This window comes from Telmatospirillum siberiense (genome assembly GCF_002845745.1).
GTDB lineage: Bacteria > Pseudomonadota > Alphaproteobacteria > Rhodospirillales > Magnetospirillaceae > Telmatospirillum > Telmatospirillum siberiense.
In genome coordinates this window covers 128005-146234 of sequence record NZ_PIUM01000011.1, presented here as the reverse complement: position 1 = coordinate 146234, position 18230 = coordinate 128005, and the positions used below count along the sequence as shown (strand labels likewise).

General features: G+C 63.7%; 15 protein-coding genes. 8 read left to right on the top strand and 7 right to left on the bottom strand.

The window, feature by feature from the left end:
- Positions 1-894, bottom strand: an 894-nt coding sequence (locus tag CWS72_RS11690) for a methyl-accepting chemotaxis protein (protein ID WP_146002720.1), incomplete at its 3' end; no start/stop codon positions are given.
- Between the two features lie 348 nt (positions 895-1242).
- Here CWS72_RS11690 and CWS72_RS11685 point away from each other — a divergent pair.
- Both CWS72_RS11685 and CWS72_RS11680 read left to right on the top strand, forming a co-directional pair.
- Positions 1243-2217, top strand: coding sequence for a phosphoribosylaminoimidazolesuccinocarboxamide synthase (locus CWS72_RS11685; RefSeq protein ID WP_101250785.1), 975 nt, complete (start codon positions 1243-1245; stop codon positions 2215-2217).
- A 14-nt stretch (positions 2218-2231) separates the two neighbouring features.
- On the top strand, positions 2232-2726 hold the full coding sequence (locus CWS72_RS11680; protein WP_101250784.1) for a hypothetical protein: 495 nt from the start codon (positions 2232-2234) through the stop codon (positions 2724-2726).
- A 36-nt stretch (positions 2727-2762) separates the two neighbouring features.
- Here CWS72_RS11680 and CWS72_RS11675 read toward each other — a convergent pair whose 3' ends face one another.
- The gene (locus tag CWS72_RS11675) at positions 2763-4793 is read right to left on the bottom strand and encodes a sensor domain-containing protein (RefSeq protein WP_199175644.1); all 2031 of its coding nucleotides are present in this window, start codon (positions 4791-4793) and stop codon (positions 2763-2765) included.
- Positions 4794-5077: 284 nt separating this feature from the next.
- Here CWS72_RS11675 and CWS72_RS11670 point away from each other — a divergent pair, with 284 nt between their 5' ends.
- Positions 5078-6316: an allantoate amidohydrolase gene (locus tag CWS72_RS11670; RefSeq protein WP_101250782.1), complete on the top strand. Its 1239-nt coding sequence runs from the start codon at positions 5078-5080 to the stop codon at positions 6314-6316.
- A 3-nt stretch (positions 6317-6319) separates the two neighbouring features.
- On the opposite strand, the gene CWS72_RS11665 is transcribed toward CWS72_RS11670, so the two are convergent.
- From CWS72_RS11665 to CWS72_RS11645, 5 genes are all read right to left on the bottom strand, one after another.
- Positions 6320-6994 carry a GntR family transcriptional regulator gene (locus CWS72_RS11665; protein WP_158240611.1) on the bottom strand — a complete coding sequence of 225 codons (675 nt, stop codon included), beginning with the start codon at positions 6992-6994 and terminating at the stop codon, positions 6320-6322.
- A gap of 62 nt (positions 6995-7056) precedes the next feature.
- Positions 7057-7980 (bottom strand): allantoinase PuuE, encoded by a 924-nt coding sequence (gene puuE, locus CWS72_RS11660; protein WP_101250780.1) that lies wholly within the window; start codon positions 7978-7980, stop codon positions 7057-7059.
- Between the two features lie 18 nt (positions 7981-7998).
- The gene (locus CWS72_RS11655) at positions 7999-8760 is read right to left on the bottom strand and encodes an ABC transporter permease (protein WP_101250779.1); all 762 of its coding nucleotides are present in this window, start codon (positions 8758-8760) and stop codon (positions 7999-8001) included.
- Positions 8757-9569, bottom strand: a complete 813-nt coding sequence (locus CWS72_RS11650; RefSeq protein ID WP_101250778.1) for an ABC transporter ATP-binding protein — start codon at positions 9567-9569, stop codon at positions 8757-8759. The genes CWS72_RS11655 and CWS72_RS11650 overlap by 4 nt, the downstream gene beginning before the upstream one ends.
- 158 nt (positions 9570-9727) lie before the next feature.
- Complete coding sequence (locus tag CWS72_RS11645; protein WP_101250777.1) at positions 9728-10756, bottom strand: ABC transporter substrate-binding protein; 1029 nt, start codon at positions 10754-10756, stop codon at positions 9728-9730.
- Between the two features lie 397 nt (positions 10757-11153).
- On the opposite strand from CWS72_RS11645, the gene xdhA reads away from it, so the two are divergent.
- The 5 genes from xdhA (at position 11154) to CWS72_RS11620 (ending at position 18045) form a co-directional block, all read left to right on the top strand.
- The gene (gene xdhA / locus CWS72_RS11640) at positions 11154-12584 is read left to right on the top strand and encodes a xanthine dehydrogenase small subunit (RefSeq protein ID WP_101250776.1); all 1431 of its coding nucleotides are present in this window, start codon (positions 11154-11156) and stop codon (positions 12582-12584) included.
- The gene (xdhB, locus tag CWS72_RS11635) at positions 12585-14885 is read left to right on the top strand and encodes a xanthine dehydrogenase molybdopterin binding subunit (RefSeq protein ID WP_101250775.1); all 2301 of its coding nucleotides are present in this window, start codon (positions 12585-12587) and stop codon (positions 14883-14885) included. It abuts the gene before it with no gap.
- Positions 14882-15652: a xanthine dehydrogenase accessory protein XdhC gene (xdhC, locus tag CWS72_RS11630; protein WP_101250774.1), complete on the top strand. Its 771-nt coding sequence runs from the start codon at positions 14882-14884 to the stop codon at positions 15650-15652. Before xdhB ends, xdhC begins: the two co-directional genes overlap by 4 nt.
- Before the next feature lie 304 nt (positions 15653-15956).
- On the top strand, positions 15957-16829 hold the full coding sequence (gene uraD, locus CWS72_RS28890) for a 2-oxo-4-hydroxy-4-carboxy-5-ureidoimidazoline decarboxylase (protein WP_101250773.1): 873 nt from the start codon (positions 15957-15959) through the stop codon (positions 16827-16829).
- Positions 16830-16836: 7 nt separating this feature from the next.
- Positions 16837-18045: a urate hydroxylase PuuD gene (locus CWS72_RS11620; protein WP_101250772.1), complete on the top strand. Its 1209-nt coding sequence runs from the start codon at positions 16837-16839 to the stop codon at positions 18043-18045.
- The last annotated feature ends 185 nt before the right edge of the window (positions 18046-18230 follow it).

Here is an 18230-nt window from a genome sequence, read left to right as displayed (position 1 = left end):
GATGGCCGAGACCGCCCCGTCGAACTCCCGCGTCATCGCCTCGATCTTCCGGGCCCGCTGCTCGCGCTCCTGCCGGTCGCGCTCCTGCTGGGCCGCCGCCTCGTCCGCCCGTATCATGCCCTCCTTGAACACCTGGACGGCCTTCGCCATCACCCCCACCTCGTCACGCCGGTTCGCGCCATGCACGACGACCGCATAGTCGCGATCGGCCAGACGGTGCATCACCTCGCCCATCGCCACGATCGGCTTCGAGAGATAAACCCGGGTCAAGACAACAGACAACCCCAGCACGACGGCAAGCCCGATGGCGATGACGACCGACGTCACCCGGACGGTCGTACCGGTCTCCTCCGTCGCCATCGCGGAAGACGTCTCCAGATCACCCAGCGTCTGAACGGATATATTCCGCAGTTCCACTCTCAACGCCTCCATCGGCGGAGCGAACAGTTCGCGCATCATCCGCACGGCGGCATCGTTGTCATTGGCCAACGCCTTCGCACGGATATCCTGCGAAGCCTTGAGGGCGGTCTCGTAGTTGTTCAGAATGCCGTCGAGTTCCGCAGATTTTCTGGGCAATTGCAGTTTTCCGTCCGCCACGTATTTGCGGAAGGTCCCGGCGGTCTCGTCCAACTCCTTGGTGATCGGCGACATTTTGGCCGTATCGTTTTCCGCGATCAGCAGATACATCAGGCGACTGGTATCGAGGACCCGGCTGTTGAGCCGCATCATCGTCACCGCCCCCTTGGCGTCTTTGGTCAGAAGAACGGAATAGGTGGCATCGATGCCATACATCTTGCCGGCCATGAAAACCGTCGCCGCCACGACGAACAGCCCCAAGATCGCCAGCAGAGTGATGACCTTGGCGGAAATCTTCATATTTTCATAAAACGACATGGCTCACCCCACTTCCAATCCCGCGCGATTCACATGGCGCCGGAAGCCCCTCGTCACTAAAAATCATAGCCGGCATAATTCACAGGAGCGAAGAAATTATTAATGACACGGCGCCCAAAATGCCGCCGAAATCACTTCCGCCAACATCCCCAAATATGGACATCGCGTTACTTAAGGATCTTCTGAAGACAATTCAGCGAGTTCCCCGCTTTCGCGAGACGATTTTCCTATAATCACAATTGGCAACATGCGTTCTGGAATGAGCGGATACGATCATGTGCGGCTCTCCGCCCCTTGCCCCCTTTAGCAAGCGGTGCGATAACGGCATCCCGCATGAGAGAGACGCCAATGCTTTCGCAAGACACCCTTCGCGCCGCCATCGCCACGGTCCTGACCGAGGCCCATTTCCCCGAACTGCCCAATTACTACCAGGGCAAGGTCCGGGAAAACTACGATCTGCCCGACGGCCGGCGGATCCTCATCTCGACCGACCGGCAGAGCGCCTTCGACCAGGTGTTGGCCGCAGTGCCCTTCAAGGGCCAGGTGCTCACCCAGACCGCCCGTTTCTGGTTCGAGGCGACCAAGGACATCTGCCCCAACCATGTGCTGGATTACCCGGATCCCAATGTGGTGGTCGGCAAGCGCCTCAACATGCTGCCGATCGAAATGGTGGTCCGCGATTATCTGACGGGATCGACTGACACCTCGATCTGGACCATGTACAAATCCGGCCGCCGCGACATGTACGGCGAAACCTTCCCCGACGGCCTGGTCAAGAACGACCGCCTGGGCAAGACCATACTCACCCCCACCACCAAGGCCGACCAGGGCGGTCACGACGCTCCGATCACGCCGAAAGACATCGTTTCCCGCGGATTGCTGAGCCAAGCCCAATGGGATGAGGTCGCGGCCCTGTCGCTGGCGCTCTTCCATCGCGGGCGCGAAATCGCCGGCCAAAACGGCCTGATCCTCGTCGACACCAAATTCGAATTCGGCACCGACGAGCAGGGCCGGATCACCCTGGCCGACGAGATCCTCACCCCCGACAGCAGTCGTTACTGGAAGGCGTCCTCTTATGTGGAACGCCTCGGCAAAGCCCTGGAACCGGAAAGCCTGGACAAGGAATTCCTGCGCTTATGGATTTCTTCGCGCTGCGATCCCTATCACCAGCCCATCCCCCCCATCCCGGACGATACCCTGGTGGAATTCAGTCAAAAATACATCACGCTCTACGAGGCCGTGACCGGCCGGGAATTCGTCTGTCCCGCGCCCGGAGAGTCCGTAAAGGCGCGCATCCGACGCAACCTTGCCGCCTATTTTTGAAATAGTCGCCACGGATGGCATCTCTTATTTTGTCCCGGACCATCAGAAAGACGGCGCTGGTGGTCCTGACCGCGTTCTCGCTGAGCGCGTGCGCCGAACAAACCGACTGGATCAAGGAGCAGATGGGCCAAAAGCTGCCCATCGAGATCAATCCCGTAACCGTGGAGAAGATCCGTTCGGATGCCGCCGCCAAGGGCTCGAAAGTGGACGAAACCGTCATCACGCGTTCATTGACGGAAACCGTCCGGGACCCGAACCGCTTCCAGTGGTTTGCCACGCTGATCGAACCTGACGGCGGCGGCCTCCTCTACGTCGGGACCAGATCAACCAAGGCGCCCGACGACACCATCCGGACCGACGTCATCTTCAAAAGCTCGACGCGCGGAACTCTCGACATCCACTTGACCCTGGAACGACGGGATCAGATGTGGACGCAACAGCCGGACACCTACGGAATGACCGAAGAGCCGGTCAATCAGACCAGGAAGCCTGATAGTAAACGCAAATGAGCGGGCGGCGGCGGCCGGCACGAACGAGCCCCGTCGTCAGGGGGCGGAAGGATCAGGCCAGGCACTCAGCAGAGCGGTAAAGGACTCCGCGGGCAGCGGCCGCGAGAACAAATAACCTTGTGCATAATCGCACCCGATCCGGGCCAGGATGTCCCTTTGCCGCTCCGTCTCCACGCCTTCGGCCACCACCTCGAGGCCAAGTCGATGGGCCATCACCACGATCGCCTCGCAAAGATCGAGCCCGATGCCGTCCAGATCCTCGACGAAGGACCGGTCGATCTTCAGGTAGTCGATGTCGAACTTCCGCAAATAGGCGAGTGACGAGTATCCGGTGCCGAAATCGTCGATGGCGATCTGGATGCCCGCATCGCGGAACATGAGAAGGTTCTTGTTGACCCGTGGTTCGGCATTCAACAGCAAGCCTTCCGTGATCTCGATGACCACGGCATTGCCCTCCAGGCCATAACGTTCCAGTTCCTGGACCCAGCCCACGTCCGTGAAATCGTTGCTCCGAAACTGAGCCGGCGATTGGTTGACGGCGATCTGAAATTCCGGATTGAACGCCCTGCGCCATTGAGCAAGGCGGGCGATCGCCTGTCGTGCCACCCAGTCTCCCAGAGGAACGATGAGTCCGGTGTCCTCGGCCAGGGGAATGAACTCCGCCGGGCCGATCATGCCGCGCGTCGGATGAAGCCAGCGGACCAGGGCCTCGGCCTTGACCACCCTGCCTGTCATCAGATGGATGATCGGCTGGTAATGGACCTCGAACTGCGCGGCATCGAGAGCACGGCGCAAGTCATTGCTCATGCGCAGGCGATCGAGAGCCGCCTGCTGCATGGCCGGGGTGAAATAGCTGAAACAGTTGCGCCCCGCCGCCTTGGCGGCATACATCGCCTGGTCGGCGTTCTTGAACAGCTCCTCCAGACTATCGCTGTCGTCGGGGAAGATGGCGATGCCGATGCTGGCCGAGACGAAAACGCTCTCCCTTTCGATGAAAAAGGGTTCAGCCAGACTTGCCAGCAGGGTCCGGGCGACCCGTTCCCCGTCCCTGGCATGGGAGAGATCGGAAAAGATCACCGCGAATTCATCGCCCCCCAGACGCGCGACGGTGTCGACCGCGCGCAGGCAGCCGGCGATGCGGAAAGACACTTCGGCCAGCAAAGCGTCGCCAGCCCTGTGCCCCAACGAATCGTTGACCTCCTTGAAATGGTCCAGGTCGATCAGCATCAAGGCCATGATCCGTCCCTCGCGGGTCGCCTTCCGGGCGCCTTGTTCCAGACGGTCCTGGAACATGTGACGGTTGGGCAGGCCGGTCACCGCGTCGAAATTAGCCTGACGCCAGATTATTTCCTCGTTCTTCTTGCGCAGGGTGATATCGGAGAACATGCCCACATAGCTCAGCACGGCGCCCGAGGCGTCCTTGACCACCGTGATGGTCAACTCCTTGACGTAATCCTCGCCGCTTTTGCGACGGTCCCAGACCTCGCCGATCCACATATCCTCCTCGTTCAGCGAACGCCACATTTCGCGGAAGAAGGCATCGTCATGGCGGCCGGACTTGAAAATGCGCGGGTTGCGACCGACCACCTCGGCGAAATCATAGCCGGTCACCCGGGTAAAGGCCGGGTTGACGGCGATGATGTTGTTGTCGCCATCCGTCACCAGGATCGCCTCGTGGCTGGTCTCGTAGACCGTTGCCGCGATCCGCATCTGCTCTTGCGTCTTTTTCCGTTCGGTAATGTCGAGCACATAGACCAGCCGATTGAAGAATCCCTCCCTCTTGGCGAAGCGCACGGATTCGGACCAAACGGAGAGAACGGTTCCGTCGCGCCGCACCACCGTCCATTCGCCCCCCAGTTTTCCTCCTTCGCTCAGGAACCGCTGATGACGGATCAGAATCGGCTGACGGTCCTCCACGGGAAAGACCATGGTGAAGGGGTGGGAGACCATCTCTTGCGGCTCATAACCATAAATGGCGCAATAGGCCGGATTGACCGTGACATAGTTGCCGTCGTAGTCGATGACGGCAATTCCGACCGGGCAACGATCCAGGATGGCCTGGAACATTTCTTTCGAATTCCAACTCTTCCCAGCCGCCATCGCCCCACCACGACCTGACCGATAACAACCATAAGTTGTTATATCTAAGAATATTATATAGAAGAATTAGATATTCCCTTTAGAGAAATTCCGACTTTCGCGGAATGTCTCCAGGCCTGAGGGACGATGGCCGACACATCGAATGTCCACAGGCCGGCGAGCCGGACGGTTTTTGATGGATCGCTCGGGCTACTCTATCAAAAAGCCGATTTTGAACTTGGGCGACGGATCGACTCTGCTATCCTTTTCCCATGATGGATCGAAGCATTTCCGTCTTGGCGCGCAGCGATGCCCTGGCCAGGATCACCGAAACTCCGGGCATGATCACCCGCACCTATCTGACCGCCCAGCACGCCGAGGCCAATCGGCTGGTCGGAGGCTGGATGGGCGAAGCCGGCATGCGCGTGTGCGCCGATGCGGCCGGCAGCGTGATCGGCCGATACGACGGCCTCCGCCCGGATGCGCCAACCGTCATCCTGGGCTCGCACCTGGACAGCGTGCGCAATGCCGGACGTTACGACGGTATTCTCGGCGTCCTGTTGGGATTGGCGGCGGTCGAACATTTGCACACCGCCGGGCGTCGTCTGCCTTTCGCCATCGAGGTGATCGGTTTCGGCGAAGAGGAAGGGGTGCGTTTCGGCACCAGCCTGATCGGCAGCCACGCCCTGGCCGGGGATTTCGATCCGGCCTGGCTGGATATCCGCGACGAGGCGGGTGTCAGCTTGGCCGCGGCAATGACGAAATTCGGCCTGGACCCGCAAGCGGTCGGCCAGGCGGCACGCCGAAAAGGCGATATTCTCGCCTATCTCGAGGCGCATATCGAACAGGGCCCGGTGCTGGAAAGCCTGAATTTGCCGGTCGGCGTCGTCACCGCCATTTGCGGCGCGACCCGTAGACGCTTCCGGATCAAAGGCATGGCCGGCCATGCCGGCACCGTGCCGATGGGACAACGGCGAGACGCTTTGGCCGCGGCGGCCGAGATGGTCCTGGCGGTGGAACGCATCGCCCGGGAAAAGGGCGTCGTGGGAACCGTCGGGAGGCTGGCGGTCGAGCCGGACGCCGTCAACGTCATCCCGGGGGCCGTCACCTTCACCATCGACGTGCGGGCCGAACAGGATGCCGATCGCCTAGATGCCCTGGCCGCCATCGACCGGACGTTCGGCGAAATCGCCGAAACGCGCGGCCTTTCCTGGACCGGCGAGACCTTTCATCAGTCCCCCAGCGTCCATTGCGCCCCTCACCTACGCGCCCTGTTCGCAGAAACCATCGAGGCCCAAGGCATGCCCGTTCACGCCCTGCCCTCGGGCGCCGGCCATGACGCCATGGCCATCGCATCCCTGGCCCCCGTCGCCATGCTTTTCATCCGCTGTGCCGGCGGTATCAGCCACAATCCGGCCGAGGCCGTCCTCGCGGAAGATGTCGATCTCGCCCTGCGGGTGTTGTCCGATACCCTCGAACGCCTAGCCGCGACCACCGGTTTTGGCGATTAAAAATCAAATTCCGAAGATCGCCTTGAAATCGATCTGGGAGGCAACCGGCTCGCGCGATAGCGAAAGGCGGGATTCCGCTTCGGCCAGATGACCTTCCATCAGTCGCGCCGCCGCCTCCCCGTCGCCTTCGGCCAGCGCATCGACGATCCGCCGATGCTCCATCTGCCAGCAGTCGTGAGCCCCCGCCCCTTCATAGATGGCGATGACCAGCGAGGACCGGGCGATCAGTTCGGCCAGATAGCCGGACAGCGTCGCATTGCCGACCAGTTCGGCGATCAGCAGATGGAATTCGCCGGACAGCTTGATCTCGACACGGCGGTCATTGCTCTCGACCGCCGCTCTTTCGCGATCGAGATGCTCGCGAAGCCGTTCGACGCCATGAAGTTTGGCCATCCGCGCGGCTTCGCGCACCAGGGCCGATTCGAGCAGCCGCCGGGCCTGGAACACTTCCCGGGCCTCGGCCACCGAGGGATAGGAGACGAAGGCGCCGCGGTTCTTCTGCAAGGTCACCATGCGCTCGCGGGCCAGCGATTGCAGAACGGCCCGGATGCGTGCCCGGCTGACGCAGAACAGACGCGCCAGTTGGTCCTCCACCAGACGCATGCCGGCAGGCAACCGCCGCTCGGCGATCGCCGCATGCATCACCTGATAGATGGCCTCCTCCGACGTTGGCGCCATTTCCCGCCCCGTCCGATTGCTGTCGATCAAAGCCTCCGCCGAGATCATTTCGTTCGTCCCGATCACCCGGTGAAGGGATGTTTCCGGTGCCAATGCCGGGCGATATCGACACGACGGCAGATCCACACCTTCTCATGCGCCATCACATGGTCGAGGAAGCGCCGAAGCCCCCTGGTCCGTCCCGGCCGTCCGGCCAGCCGGCAGTGCAGCCCGACCGACATCATCTTCGGCCGTTCAGCCCCTTCCTCGTAGAGGGTGTCGAAAGCATCGCGAAGATAGGTGTAGAAATCCTCGCCCGTGGAAAAGCCCTGAGCCGTCCCGAATTTCATATCATTGTTATCGAGGGTGTAGGGAACGATCAACTGCGGCTTTCCCTCCACCTTTTCCCAATATGGCAGATCGTCGGCGTAGGAATCGGCGTCATAGAGGAAGCCGCCCTCCTCGGCGACCAGTCGGCGGGTCTGCGGCGAAACACGGCCGGTATACCAGCCGAGAGGCCGGTTTCCGGTGATATCGGTCAGGATGTCGATGGCCTGGCGCATATGAGCGCGTTCCACCGATTCCTCGACGAACTGATAGTCGATCCATTTAAGGCCATGGCTGGCGATCTCATGGCCGCCCGCGATCATCGCGGCCGCCGCCTCCCGGTGGCGGGCCAGCGCCGTCGCCACGGCATAGACGGTCACCGGGATGGAATAGCTTTCGAACAGGCGCAAGAGGCGCCACAACCCGGCCCGGCTGCCGTATTCGTAGACCGATTCGACCTCGATATCGCGCACGCCCGGCAGCGAGGGAATGCCGACCACCTCCTGCAGATAGCATTCGGATTCGACGTCACCATGCAGAATATTGCGCTCGCCGCCCTCTTCGTAATTGACGACGATCTGCAAGGCCAACCGGGCCCCATCCGGCCAGTCGGCGAATGGCGGCGTGCGGCCGTAGCCGATGAGATCGCGCGGATAGTCGTCTTTTGTTCCGGTCACCATCTTGATCTTTCCATCCCGTCACGCCGTGGGTGAACCACGTGTCGCCCAGCGGGTCGAGCGCAGTTCGATCGCCGAGAAGACACCGTACATAGCGACCCCCATGGCGGCAATCACCAGCAGGCCGGCGAACACCAGCGGCATGTTGAACTTGGAGCTGGCCGACATCATCAGATAGCCCATGCCGACGTTGGAGGCGACCGTCTCGCTCATCACCGAACCGACGAAGGCCAGGGTCACCGCGACTTTCAGCGACGCGAAGAAAAAGGGCAAGGATCTGGGAAAGCCCACCTTGAGCAACACGTCGAGACGCGAAGCACCCAGGGATCTCAAGACGTCGCGCAGTTCCGGTTCGAGAGTGGCCAGCCCCGTCGCCACATTGACCACGATGGGAAAGAACGAGATCAGAAAGGCGGTCAGCACGGCCGGCACGGTGCCGATACCGAACCACATGACCAGAATGGGAACCAGGGCCACCTTGGGCACGCTGTTGAAGCCGATAAGAATGGGATTGGCCGCCGAATAAATGGCGCGCGACGATCCCACCAACGAGCCCAGAACGACACCGAAAACGACGGCGATGGCAAACCCGCCCAGAGTGGTCAGCAGGGTCTGCACGGCATGCATCCAGATGGCGTCGCGGAAGACCCAGGCCGCCACGAAGCTGGCCGAAGGAGTCGGCAGAACATAGGAGGGCACGTTCAAACCGCGCACCAGGATCTCCCAGACGACGAACAGGCCGATCGAGGCGACCCACGGAGAATATTGGAACCGGCGGCTCATGACTGGCCCCCCTCGCTTGAGGTCGAGCGGACGACGCGGATCTGATTTTTCAGGGCATGCACCAAGTCGATGAAATCCTGCCTGAAGGTGGTTTCCTGATCGCGGGGCCGCGGCAGGGGATTTTGCTGACGGAGCAGGATCTTTCCGGGCCGGTTGCTCATCACATAGATGGTGTCGGCCAGATAGACCGCCTCGCGCAGATCATGGGTGACCAGGATGACGGTGAAGGGCCTCTCCATCCACAGCCCCTGAAGGATGTCCCACAGCTCTTCGCGGGTGAAGGCGTCGAGCGCGCCGAACGGCTCGTCGAGCATCAGAAGGTCGGGCTCGTGGATCAGGGAACGGCACAGGCTGGCCCGCTGCTGCATGCCGCCCGACAATTCCCAGGGGAACTTCCGTTCGAAACCGCCCAAGCCCACCTTGGCCAGAAGCTGCATCGCCTTCTCCTCGAAGGCCTTGCGTTCGCCGCGCATGCGCCCGCGATAGGGCTCGACGATTTCAAGCGGCAGCAACACATTGTCCAGCGTCGTCCGCCAGGGCAGAAGCGTCGGATTCTGGAAGGCCATGCCGACGATCTTCAGCGGCCCGGAAACCTCGCGGTCGTTGACGATGACATTGCCCTCGGAGGGCGGCATCAGCCCCGATACCAGCTTCAACAGGGAAGACTTCCCGCAGCCGGACGGACCGACCACGGCGACGAACTCGCCCTTGTCGATCTTCATCGAGGTTTCGTCGAGCGCCAAAGGGGCGTCGGCATTGCCGCCGTAGCGCAGTTTCACATGATCGAGATCGACGAAAGCGACTGACACCGATGTTTTCCTTTGTTCCAATAATCCCGTCCATCGTCATCACCGGGCTTGACCCGGTGATCTCGGGGACTCGACGCCCATACCCCCGCTCCAGTGGGCGGGGAGCGCCGCTCGGACTCGTGACCTGTCGGTTTTCAACAGGCCACGAGAGGGTTCCTCTACTGCAGCATCCGATCGGCCTTGGCCGGCAGATAGGCGTCGGTAAAGATGTCGTCGACCGCAGGCACCTTGCTCAGATTGAAGGCGTCCGTCAGCTGCTCGATGGCCTTGGCCATGCGGTCCCGGCGGATGGCTCCCATGCCGTTGGCCTTGACGTCCGGCGTCAGCACATTGTCCTTGATCACCATATTGAGCCGTTCAAGCTCGACGGCCGGATCGATCAGCGGGTCACGCTTCTTCAAGGCCTCGATGGCGGCGGACGGATTCTTCACGGCATCCTTCCAGCCTTTCGCCACCGCGCGGGCGAAGCGCTTCAGAAGATCGGGATTGTTCTTCATCAAAGCCGGCGAGGCGACCAGGGCATTGCTATAGAAAGCCATGCCGTAGTCGGAATATTTCATGACGACCAGATCCTTTGGATCGATACCCTGGGCCTTCAAGTTCAACAGGCTGGTGAAATAGAAGCCCGAAATGGCATCGACCTGCCCGCGCGCCAGCATCGGCTCGCGCAGCGGCGGATCCATCGATTCCCACTTCACCGCGCCGGTCGGCACGCCGGTCGCCCGGGCGAAGGCGGGGAACAATTTGCGAGACGCGTCGAAGACCGGCGCCCCAAGGGTCTTGCCCTCAAGATCCTTCGGCTTGGTGATGCCGCTTTTCTTCAGGGCGAACAAGGCGGCCGGAGACTCGTCATAGAGCATGAAATAGGCCTTGAGCGCCCGCTCCGGATTGCTGGCATTGAATTCGACGAGGGCATTGAGATCGGCCGCGCCGATATCATATGTCCCGCTGGCCACGCGGATCACGGAACCGGCGGAACCGTTACCGGTATCGATCGTCACATCCAAACCTTCGGCCGCGAAATAACCGTTGTCCTGGGCCAGCAGGAAGGGGCCGGCGTTGCCCTCGAACTTCCAGTCCAGGGTAAACTTGACTTTATCGACCGCCCAGGCACTGCTGGCGGACGCCGCCAGCAGACAGGCCGCGCCGACGACGGCCATGACAGACTTCAACCGCGTGGAACGCATCGGGAAACTCCTCAAGATGGAAAAGGCTCTGGCCTCGAACCCCATGCCGGGCCGCAAAGCGCGCATCCTCGTAAGGGGTCTTTGGCAACCTTCGTGCCAAGACCTATGACCCTTCGATTTCTGCGGAAAACAGCCATTCGCGCGGCTGCCTGGAATTTCCTCACAGACCACGATCGCCTATTATTTAAGCTGTTGCTGCCCAGCCCTCGGGCAAATGTGAACAAGATTGTTGACAATTTCTATGCCATCCCCTGCCATCTGCCGGAAGTCCATATGACGCCGCGGCTTCCGCTTTCGGCGGGCTCCCGCGCGCTCGGGGCGGTCGCCGGCCCCCGTCCGCGCTCCGGCGCGCCCGATGGCATGGAATTCGCAGACTTGATGGACGAGGGATAGACATATGCGAAACATCATCATCACCAACATCAACGGCCGCGACGTCCGCATCGCCGATGCGCCGCCCGATCAAATGGCCCTTTCCTGGCTGCGCGCGGAAGGCTTCATCTCGGTCAAGGAAGGCTGCGGCGAAGGCGACTGCGGCGCCTGCACCGTCGTGCTCGGCGTCCCCCGGAAGGGGGGCTTCGAATGGCGGGAGGTCGCCTCCTGTCTCCTGTTTCTGCCGATGCTCGACGGTCGCGCCCTGCTGACCGTGGAAGGCCTGAAGGGGAAAGATGGCGCACCTCACCCCGTGCAACGCGCGATGAGCGAGGGCTTCGGCACCCAGTGCGGCTTTTGTTCGCCCGGCATCACCATGAGCCTTTACGCCATGGGCCGCCGGGGCGCCACGGATGAAGACGGCATCTTCGATGGATTGGCCGGCAATCTGTGCCGCTGCACCGGCTATCGGCCGATTCTCGATATCGCCCATGGCCTGCCCGCGCTGGACGCCGAAAGCTGGGAAGCCGACCTGGCGGCGCGGCTCGATGCCGCCACCGCCCTGCCCCTGTCCTACAGCGCCGGGGGCCGCAGCTATTACGCGCCGACCTCCCTGAACGACGCAGTGGTCTATCGCGCCGCGCACCCGCAAGCCTGGCTGGTCGCCGGCGGCACCGATCTGGGGTTGGCGATCACCAAGCGCCACCAGCATCCCGAAACGGTCCTGTCGCTTGCCCGCGTGAACGAACTGACCACCATCACCGAAGAGGACGGTGGCGTGACCATCGGCGCCGCCGTGCCCTATGCCAAAATCCTCTGCGCCCTGCGCCGCCGACATCCGGAATTCGCCCGGCTCCTGCGGCGCATCGGCGCCAGCCAGGTGCGCAACCAGGGGACCTTCGGCGGGAATCTGGGCACGGCCTCGCCCATCGGCGATTCCCTGCCCGGTCTGATCGCCCTCGACGCCAGCCTGCTCATCGCCTCCTCCAGGGGACAACGGCGCATCGCCGCCGAGGACCTGGTCACCGGTTATCGCACCACCCAGCTCGCTCCCGACGAAGTGCTGGTTTCGGTCCATATTCCCGACCTGGCCGACGGTCAGGTCTTCCGGGCCTATAAGGTGGCGAAACGGCGCGATCAGGACATCTCGACCGTTTCGGCGGCCTACAGCTTGCGAATCGAAGACGGCCGCATCAGCGCCATGCGCGCCGCTTACGGCGGCGTCGCCGACCGTCCGCTGCGCGCCCGTCACCTGGAAAACGCGCTTCTGGCCCAACCCTGGACCACCGCCACCCTGGCCCTGGCCCAGAAGGATCTCGCCCGGGACATCGCGCCGCGCGACGATTTCCGGGGAAGCGCCGATTACCGCCGCAAGGTCGCGGCCAATCTGATCGCCCGCCTGTGGCACGAGACCACGGAACCCACCGAAATACCCGTCAGCCTGGATAGCCTGTAAATGGATACCGCCACCGTCGGCCATTCCGTCTCCCACGACAGCGCGGCGCGCCACGTCGACGGCCGCGCCGTCTTCATCGACGACCTTCCCGAACCCCGCGACCTGCTGCACGCCCATCTGGTGACCAGCCCCTGGGCGCATGCGCGCCTGGGCGCCGTCGATCTCAGCGCCTGCCTGACCGCGCCCGGCGTGGTGGCGGTGGTGACCGCCGCCGATGTTCCAGGCGTCAACGACATCGGCGCCATCTTCAAGGGCGAGCCGCTGCTGCCCGCCGAATTCGCCGAATATGTCGGCCACCCCGTCGCCGCCGTCGCCGCCACCACGCCGGAAGCCGCCCGCCACGCCGCCTCCCTGGCCCGCATCGACGGCGAGCCTCTCCCCGCCGTCTTCGATGTGCGAAACGCGCTGGAAAAGGAACATTATGTTTGCGCCCCAATGACCATGGCGCGTGGCGACGCGGCCCGGGCCCTGGCCGCGGCCCCCTTTCGCCTGCAAGGCGAAACCGAGATCGGCGGGCAGGATCATTTCTATCTGGAAACCCATGTCGCCCTGGCCACGCCCGTCGACGGCGGCGCCCTGCATATCTATTCCAGCACCCAGCATCCGACCGAGGTGCAACATCTGATCTCCCACATCCTCGGCCTGCCCCAGGCGGCGGTGACCGTCGAGGTGCGACGTCTCGGCGGCGCTTTCGGCGGCAAGGAAAGCCAGGCCTCGCTGGTCGCCGGCATCGCATCCCTACTCGCCTGGAAAACCGGCCGGCCCGTCAAGCTGCGGCTCGACCGCGACGACGACATGACCATCACCGGCAAACGGCACGGTTTCCTGTTGCGCTGGGACGTCGGTTTCGATCAGGAGGGACGCATCCTGGGCGTCGACATGCAGCTGGCGGCCGGCTGCGGCTGGTCGGCCGATCTGTCGTCGTCGGTGATGTCGCGGGCCCTGTCCCATGCCGACAACGCCTATTTCTATCCCGCCGCGCGCATCCGGGGCTTCTGCTGCAAGACCAACCTCCAGTCGAACACCGCCTTCCGCGGCTTCGGCGCGCCGCAGGGAGTCATCGCCGCCGAGGCCATGCTGGACGACATCGCGCACCATCTGGGACGCGATCCCCTGGCGGTACGGAAACTCAATTTCTACGGTACCGGCGGCCGGGACCTCACCCCCTATCATCAGACGGTCGAGCATTTCCGCCTGCCCGCCATGCTGGAGCATCTGGAGAGAAGCGCCGATCTGGCGGAGCGGCGGCAGGCCATCGACGCCTTCAATGCCAAGAGCCCGGTCATCCGCAAGGGCCTGGCGACGGTGCCGGTGAAGTTCGGCGTCAGCTTCAACAATCCGATGCTGAACCAGGCGGGCGCCCTGGTCATGGCCTATACTGACGGCAGCATCCTGGTCAATCACGGCGGCATCGAGATGGGCCAGGGACTTTACGTCAAGGTCGCCCAGGTGGTGGCCGAGGTCTTTCAGGTGCCGTTGTCGACCGTTCAGGTTTCCTCGACCCGCACCGACAAGGTGCCGAATACCTCGCCGACCGCGGCCTCCTCGGGCACCGACCTCAACGGCATGGCCGCCCAACTTGCCGCCGAGACCATCCGCGAGCGCATGGCAGGAGTGGCGGCCGAACGGTTCGGCGTGCCCGTCGAGGAGATCGAGTTCAAGAACGGCGAAATCCGGTCCGGCAACCATCACATGGAATTCGCCGAACTGACCGCGCTCTGCCATGCCCAGCGGGTTTCCCTGTCGGCGAACGGCTACTATCGGACCCCGAAGATCCACTTCGACGGCAAGACCATGACGGGCCACCCCTTCTTGTATTACTCGCACGGCCTTGCGGCGGCGGAAGTGGCCATCGACACCCTGACCGGCGAATGGAAGGCCTTGCGCGTCGATATCCTCCACGACGTCGGACGCTCGCTCAATCCGGCCATCGACCGCGGCCAGATCGAAGGCGCCTTCCTCCAGGGGATGGGCTGGCTGACCATGGAGGAACTGGTGTGGGACAAGGAGGGGCGGCTGCTCACCCATGCCCCCTCGACCTACAAGATCCCGACGGCACGCGACCTGCCCGCCGATTTGCGGGTGGAACTGCTGGCCAACGCCGACAATCCGGAAGCCACCGTCTATCGTTCGAAAGCCGTGGGTGAACCGCCCTTGATCCTCGCCGTCTCGGTCTGGCTGGCCCTGCGCGACGCCGTGGCCTCCCTGGCCGCGCCGGGCGCTCCCGCCACGCTGGGTGCGCCGGCGACGCCGGAACATATTCTGGCCGCCGTCGAGGCGGCGCGGGCGACCCTGCCATGAGCGACTGGCTGACGACGCTCGCCGAGCTGGATACCGCCGGCGTCCCGCATGTTCTGGTCACCCAGGTCGAAATCCTGGGCTCGGCGCCGCGCGAAGCCGGCGCCAAGATGGTGGTCACCAGCGACCAACTCTACGGCAGCATCGGCGGCGGCTCTCTGGAATTCCAGGCCGCCGCCATCGCGCGCGGCATGCTGGGCGAAGGACAGCGCGCTCCCAGGATCGAAAAAAGCATCCTGGGACCCGACATGCGCCAATGCTGCGGCGGCGCCGTGACCCTGCTGTTCGAACCCTTCCACCCGGCGGCTTTCACCCTGGCCCTGTTCGGCGCCGGCCATGTCGCCCGGGCCCTGGTCCATGTGTTGGAGGGAGTTCCGCTCAGGCTCCTGTGGATCGATGAGCGCCAAGGCCTCTTCCCGGCCAATCCGCCCGGTTTCGTCCGCGTCCTTTCGCCCCCCGACCCGCTGACCGCCGTGGCCCAGGTGCCGGCCGGGGCCCATGTCCTGGTCATGACCCACAGTCACGAACGCGACTTCCAATTGGTCCGCGCCCTGGCCGGCCGCCAGGATCTGGCCGGCCTGGGGCTGATCGGTTCGCAAACCAAATGGGCCCGCTTCCGCCGCCGTCTGGCCGAAGACGGCCTGACGTCCGAACGCATCGCGGAAATCCGCTGCCCCATCGGCCTGCCGGGCCTCAAGGGCAAGCGTCCCGCCGAGATCGCCATCGCCATCGCCGCCCAGTTGCTGATCGAGACATCGGAGGGGGAATGAGGACGGGAAAAGAACGACGCAAGGTTCTCGGGCGGATGATTGAACCACCAAGACACCAAGGCACCAAGGTGTTCCCCGAACATCTGGGAGCGGAGTTCGATAGTGCGCCGCAGGCGATCACAGAATTGCCCTCCAGAGGACGGCGGTGGCGAGAACGGGACATGCCTGCGGCGCATTCCACCCTCTTGGTGCCTTGGTGTCTTGGTGGTTCACTTTTATCGGCGCGTCTCCCGCCGCCCGTGACTGTCCGAGTCCGTCCGTGTCGCCGCACCGACCGGGGCGGACATGGACTTGGAGATCGGCCATGACCCTTCTTACCCTCGATCAGGTGAACGCCCTCGATGCCGGGGCCTTTGCCGCCGCCTTCGCCGCCGTTTATGAACACTCCCCCTGGGTGGCCGGGCAAGCCGCCGCCTTGCGTCCCTTCGCCAGCGTCACGGCGATGGCCGCCACCTTCGCCGGCATCGTCGCGGCGGCCGGCGATGACGCCAAGCTGGCCCTGCTCATGGCGCATCCGGATCTCGCCGGGCGGGCCGCCGTCCGCGGCGACCTGACCGCTCATTCACGCCTCGAGCAGGCCTCCGCCGGCCTCGACAGCCTGACGGCCGAGGAGATGGCGGCGTTCACCCGAGCCAACGCAGACTATCGCCTTCGCTTCGGCTTTCCCTTCATCCTGGCCGTCAAACATTGGGGTAAGGCGCATATTCTCGCCGCCTTCCGTGGTCGTCTGGACAACAGCCCGGCCGCCGAGCGGGCCACCGCCCTGGCCGAGGTCGACAAGATCGCCTTTTCCCGCCTGCTGGCCCTGATCGAACCGGCGCCCGGCGGACGGTTGACCACCCACGTTCTCGACACGGCGCGCGGCCGGCCGGCCGCCGGCCTCGGCATCGAGCTCGCCCGCCTCGAAGGGGGCGCCGAGACCGTGGTCCGGCAGGACGTCACCAACGCCGATGGCCGCCTGGACCAGCCGTTGCTGGCCGGAGCCGAAATGGCGGTCGGGCTATGGCGGCTGACCTTCTCGGCCGGAGAATATTTCCTGGCCAGCGGACAGACCCTGACGGCCCCCGCCTTCCTCGACCTCGTGCCGATCCGCTTCCATATCGACAACCCCGAGCAGCATTACCACGTTCCCCTGCTGGTCACGCCCTGGTCCTATTCCACCTATCGCGGGAGCTGAAAGGCCGATGTCATTGCCCGATATCGAATGGCTGCATCTGGCCGTTCGCTGGTTCCATCTGATCGCCGGCATCGCCTGGATCGGGTCGTCCTTCTATTTCGTCTGGCAGGACGACAGCCTGACGCCGGCACCGGACGACCCGGACGCCGAGCGGCTGGGCGGCCATGTCTGGATGGTGCATGGCGGCGGCTTCTACCATGTCCGCAAATACAAGGTGGCGCCGGCCCGGCTGCCCGACCATCTGCACTGGTTCAAATGGGAGGCCTATGCCACCTGGTTGAGCGGCACCGCCCTGATCACCCTGGTCTACTGGCTGGGCGCAGCCTCCTATCTGCTGCCCGTCGGCAGCCCGCTGGCCGCCTGGCAGGGCGTGGCCATCGGGGTCGCCTCGGTGGTCGGCTGCTGGATCATCTACGACCTGCTATGCCGCTCGCCCCTGGCCCGGCACGAGGGGGCGCTGGCCGGCGCCGTCCTCGCCATGGTGACGCTGCTGGCCCTGGGCCTGTCGCAGATCTTCACCGGGCGCGCCATGTTCATCCATGTCGGCGCCGCCATGGGCACCATCATGGTGGCCAATGTGGCGATGGTGATCATTCCCAATCAGCGGCTGATGGTGGCCGCCCTGCTGAAAGGCGAGGCGCCCGATCCGATCTGGGGCCTGCGCGGCAAGCAGCGCAGCGTGCACAACACCTATTTCACCCTGCCGGTGCTGTTCATGATGATCAGCAACCACTATCCCGTCACCTATTCGACCCGCTGGAACTGGCTGGTCCTGCTGGCCATCGGGTTGATCGGCGCCGGTGTGCGGCGGATCTTCGTCCTGCGCCACACCGGTTCGGCCAAGGCCTGGATGCTGCCGGTGGCGGCTTTGGCCTTCGCCGCCCTGGCGGTGGTGGCGACGCCGCCCCGCGCCCCGCGGCCCGCCGAGGCCGAGGCGGGCCAAAGCGACTTCCCCGCCGCGCCGTTCCCGGTGGTCCAGGCGATCATCACCGCCCGCTGCACGGCCTGCCACGCCGAGCACCCGACCATGCCCGGCTTCGAGGAACCGCCGCAAGGGGTGATTCTGCAGACGCCCGCGCAGATCGCGCAACGGGCCGAGCTGATCGGAAAAATGGCGGTCACCACCGACGCCATGCCGCTCGGCAACGCCACCGGCATGACACCGGAGGAGCGGATCATTCTGGGGCGCTGGATCGCCGGCGGAGCAAAGCCCTAAAAAAAGTGGCATAGCCATCATTTTTGGAATAGTGTTCCGAATGTCGCGGGTCCAACTCGCCCAAACGCTGAATCATGTCCGATTTTCACCAATCGGATGAAGGCGGCTTAACGGAGGGGTCCAAACGCTCTTGAGTGCTGCGCCCTTGATAGGATTATAATCCGATAAATTTTACCAAAGCGGAC

Excerpts from the sequence above, each read along its gene's own strand:
- CWS72_RS11685 (WP_101250785.1), top strand. The coding sequence starts at position 1,243 with ATGCTTTCGCAAGACACCCTTCGCGCCGCCATCGCCACGGTCCTGACC.
- CWS72_RS11680 (WP_101250784.1), top strand. The coding sequence starts at position 2,232 with ATGGCATCTCTTATTTTGTCCCGGACCATCAGAAAGACGGCGCTGGTG.
- CWS72_RS11675 (WP_199175644.1), bottom strand. The coding sequence starts at position 4,793 with ATGTTCCAGGCCATCCTGGATCGTTGCCCGGTCGGAATTGCCGTCATC.
- CWS72_RS11670 (WP_101250782.1), top strand. The coding sequence starts at position 5,078 with ATGATGGATCGAAGCATTTCCGTCTTGGCGCGCAGCGATGCCCTGGCC.
- CWS72_RS11665 (WP_158240611.1), bottom strand. The coding sequence starts at position 6,994 with ATGGCGCCAACGTCGGAGGAGGCCATCTATCAGGTGATGCATGCGGCG.
- puuE (WP_101250780.1), bottom strand. The coding sequence starts at position 7,980 with ATGGTGACCGGAACAAAAGACGACTATCCGCGCGATCTCATCGGCTAC.
- CWS72_RS11655 (WP_101250779.1), bottom strand. The coding sequence starts at position 8,760 with ATGAGCCGCCGGTTCCAATATTCTCCGTGGGTCGCCTCGATCGGCCTG.
- CWS72_RS11645 (WP_101250777.1), bottom strand. The coding sequence starts at position 10,756 with ATGCGTTCCACGCGGTTGAAGTCTGTCATGGCCGTCGTCGGCGCGGCC.
- xdhA (WP_101250776.1), top strand. The coding sequence starts at position 11,154 with ATGCGAAACATCATCATCACCAACATCAACGGCCGCGACGTCCGCATC.
- xdhB (WP_101250775.1), top strand. The coding sequence starts at position 12,585 with ATGGATACCGCCACCGTCGGCCATTCCGTCTCCCACGACAGCGCGGCG.
- xdhC (WP_101250774.1), top strand. The coding sequence starts at position 14,882 with ATGAGCGACTGGCTGACGACGCTCGCCGAGCTGGATACCGCCGGCGTC.
- uraD (WP_101250773.1), top strand. The coding sequence starts at position 15,957 with ATGACCCTTCTTACCCTCGATCAGGTGAACGCCCTCGATGCCGGGGCC.
- CWS72_RS11620 (WP_101250772.1), top strand. The coding sequence starts at position 16,837 with ATGTCATTGCCCGATATCGAATGGCTGCATCTGGCCGTTCGCTGGTTC.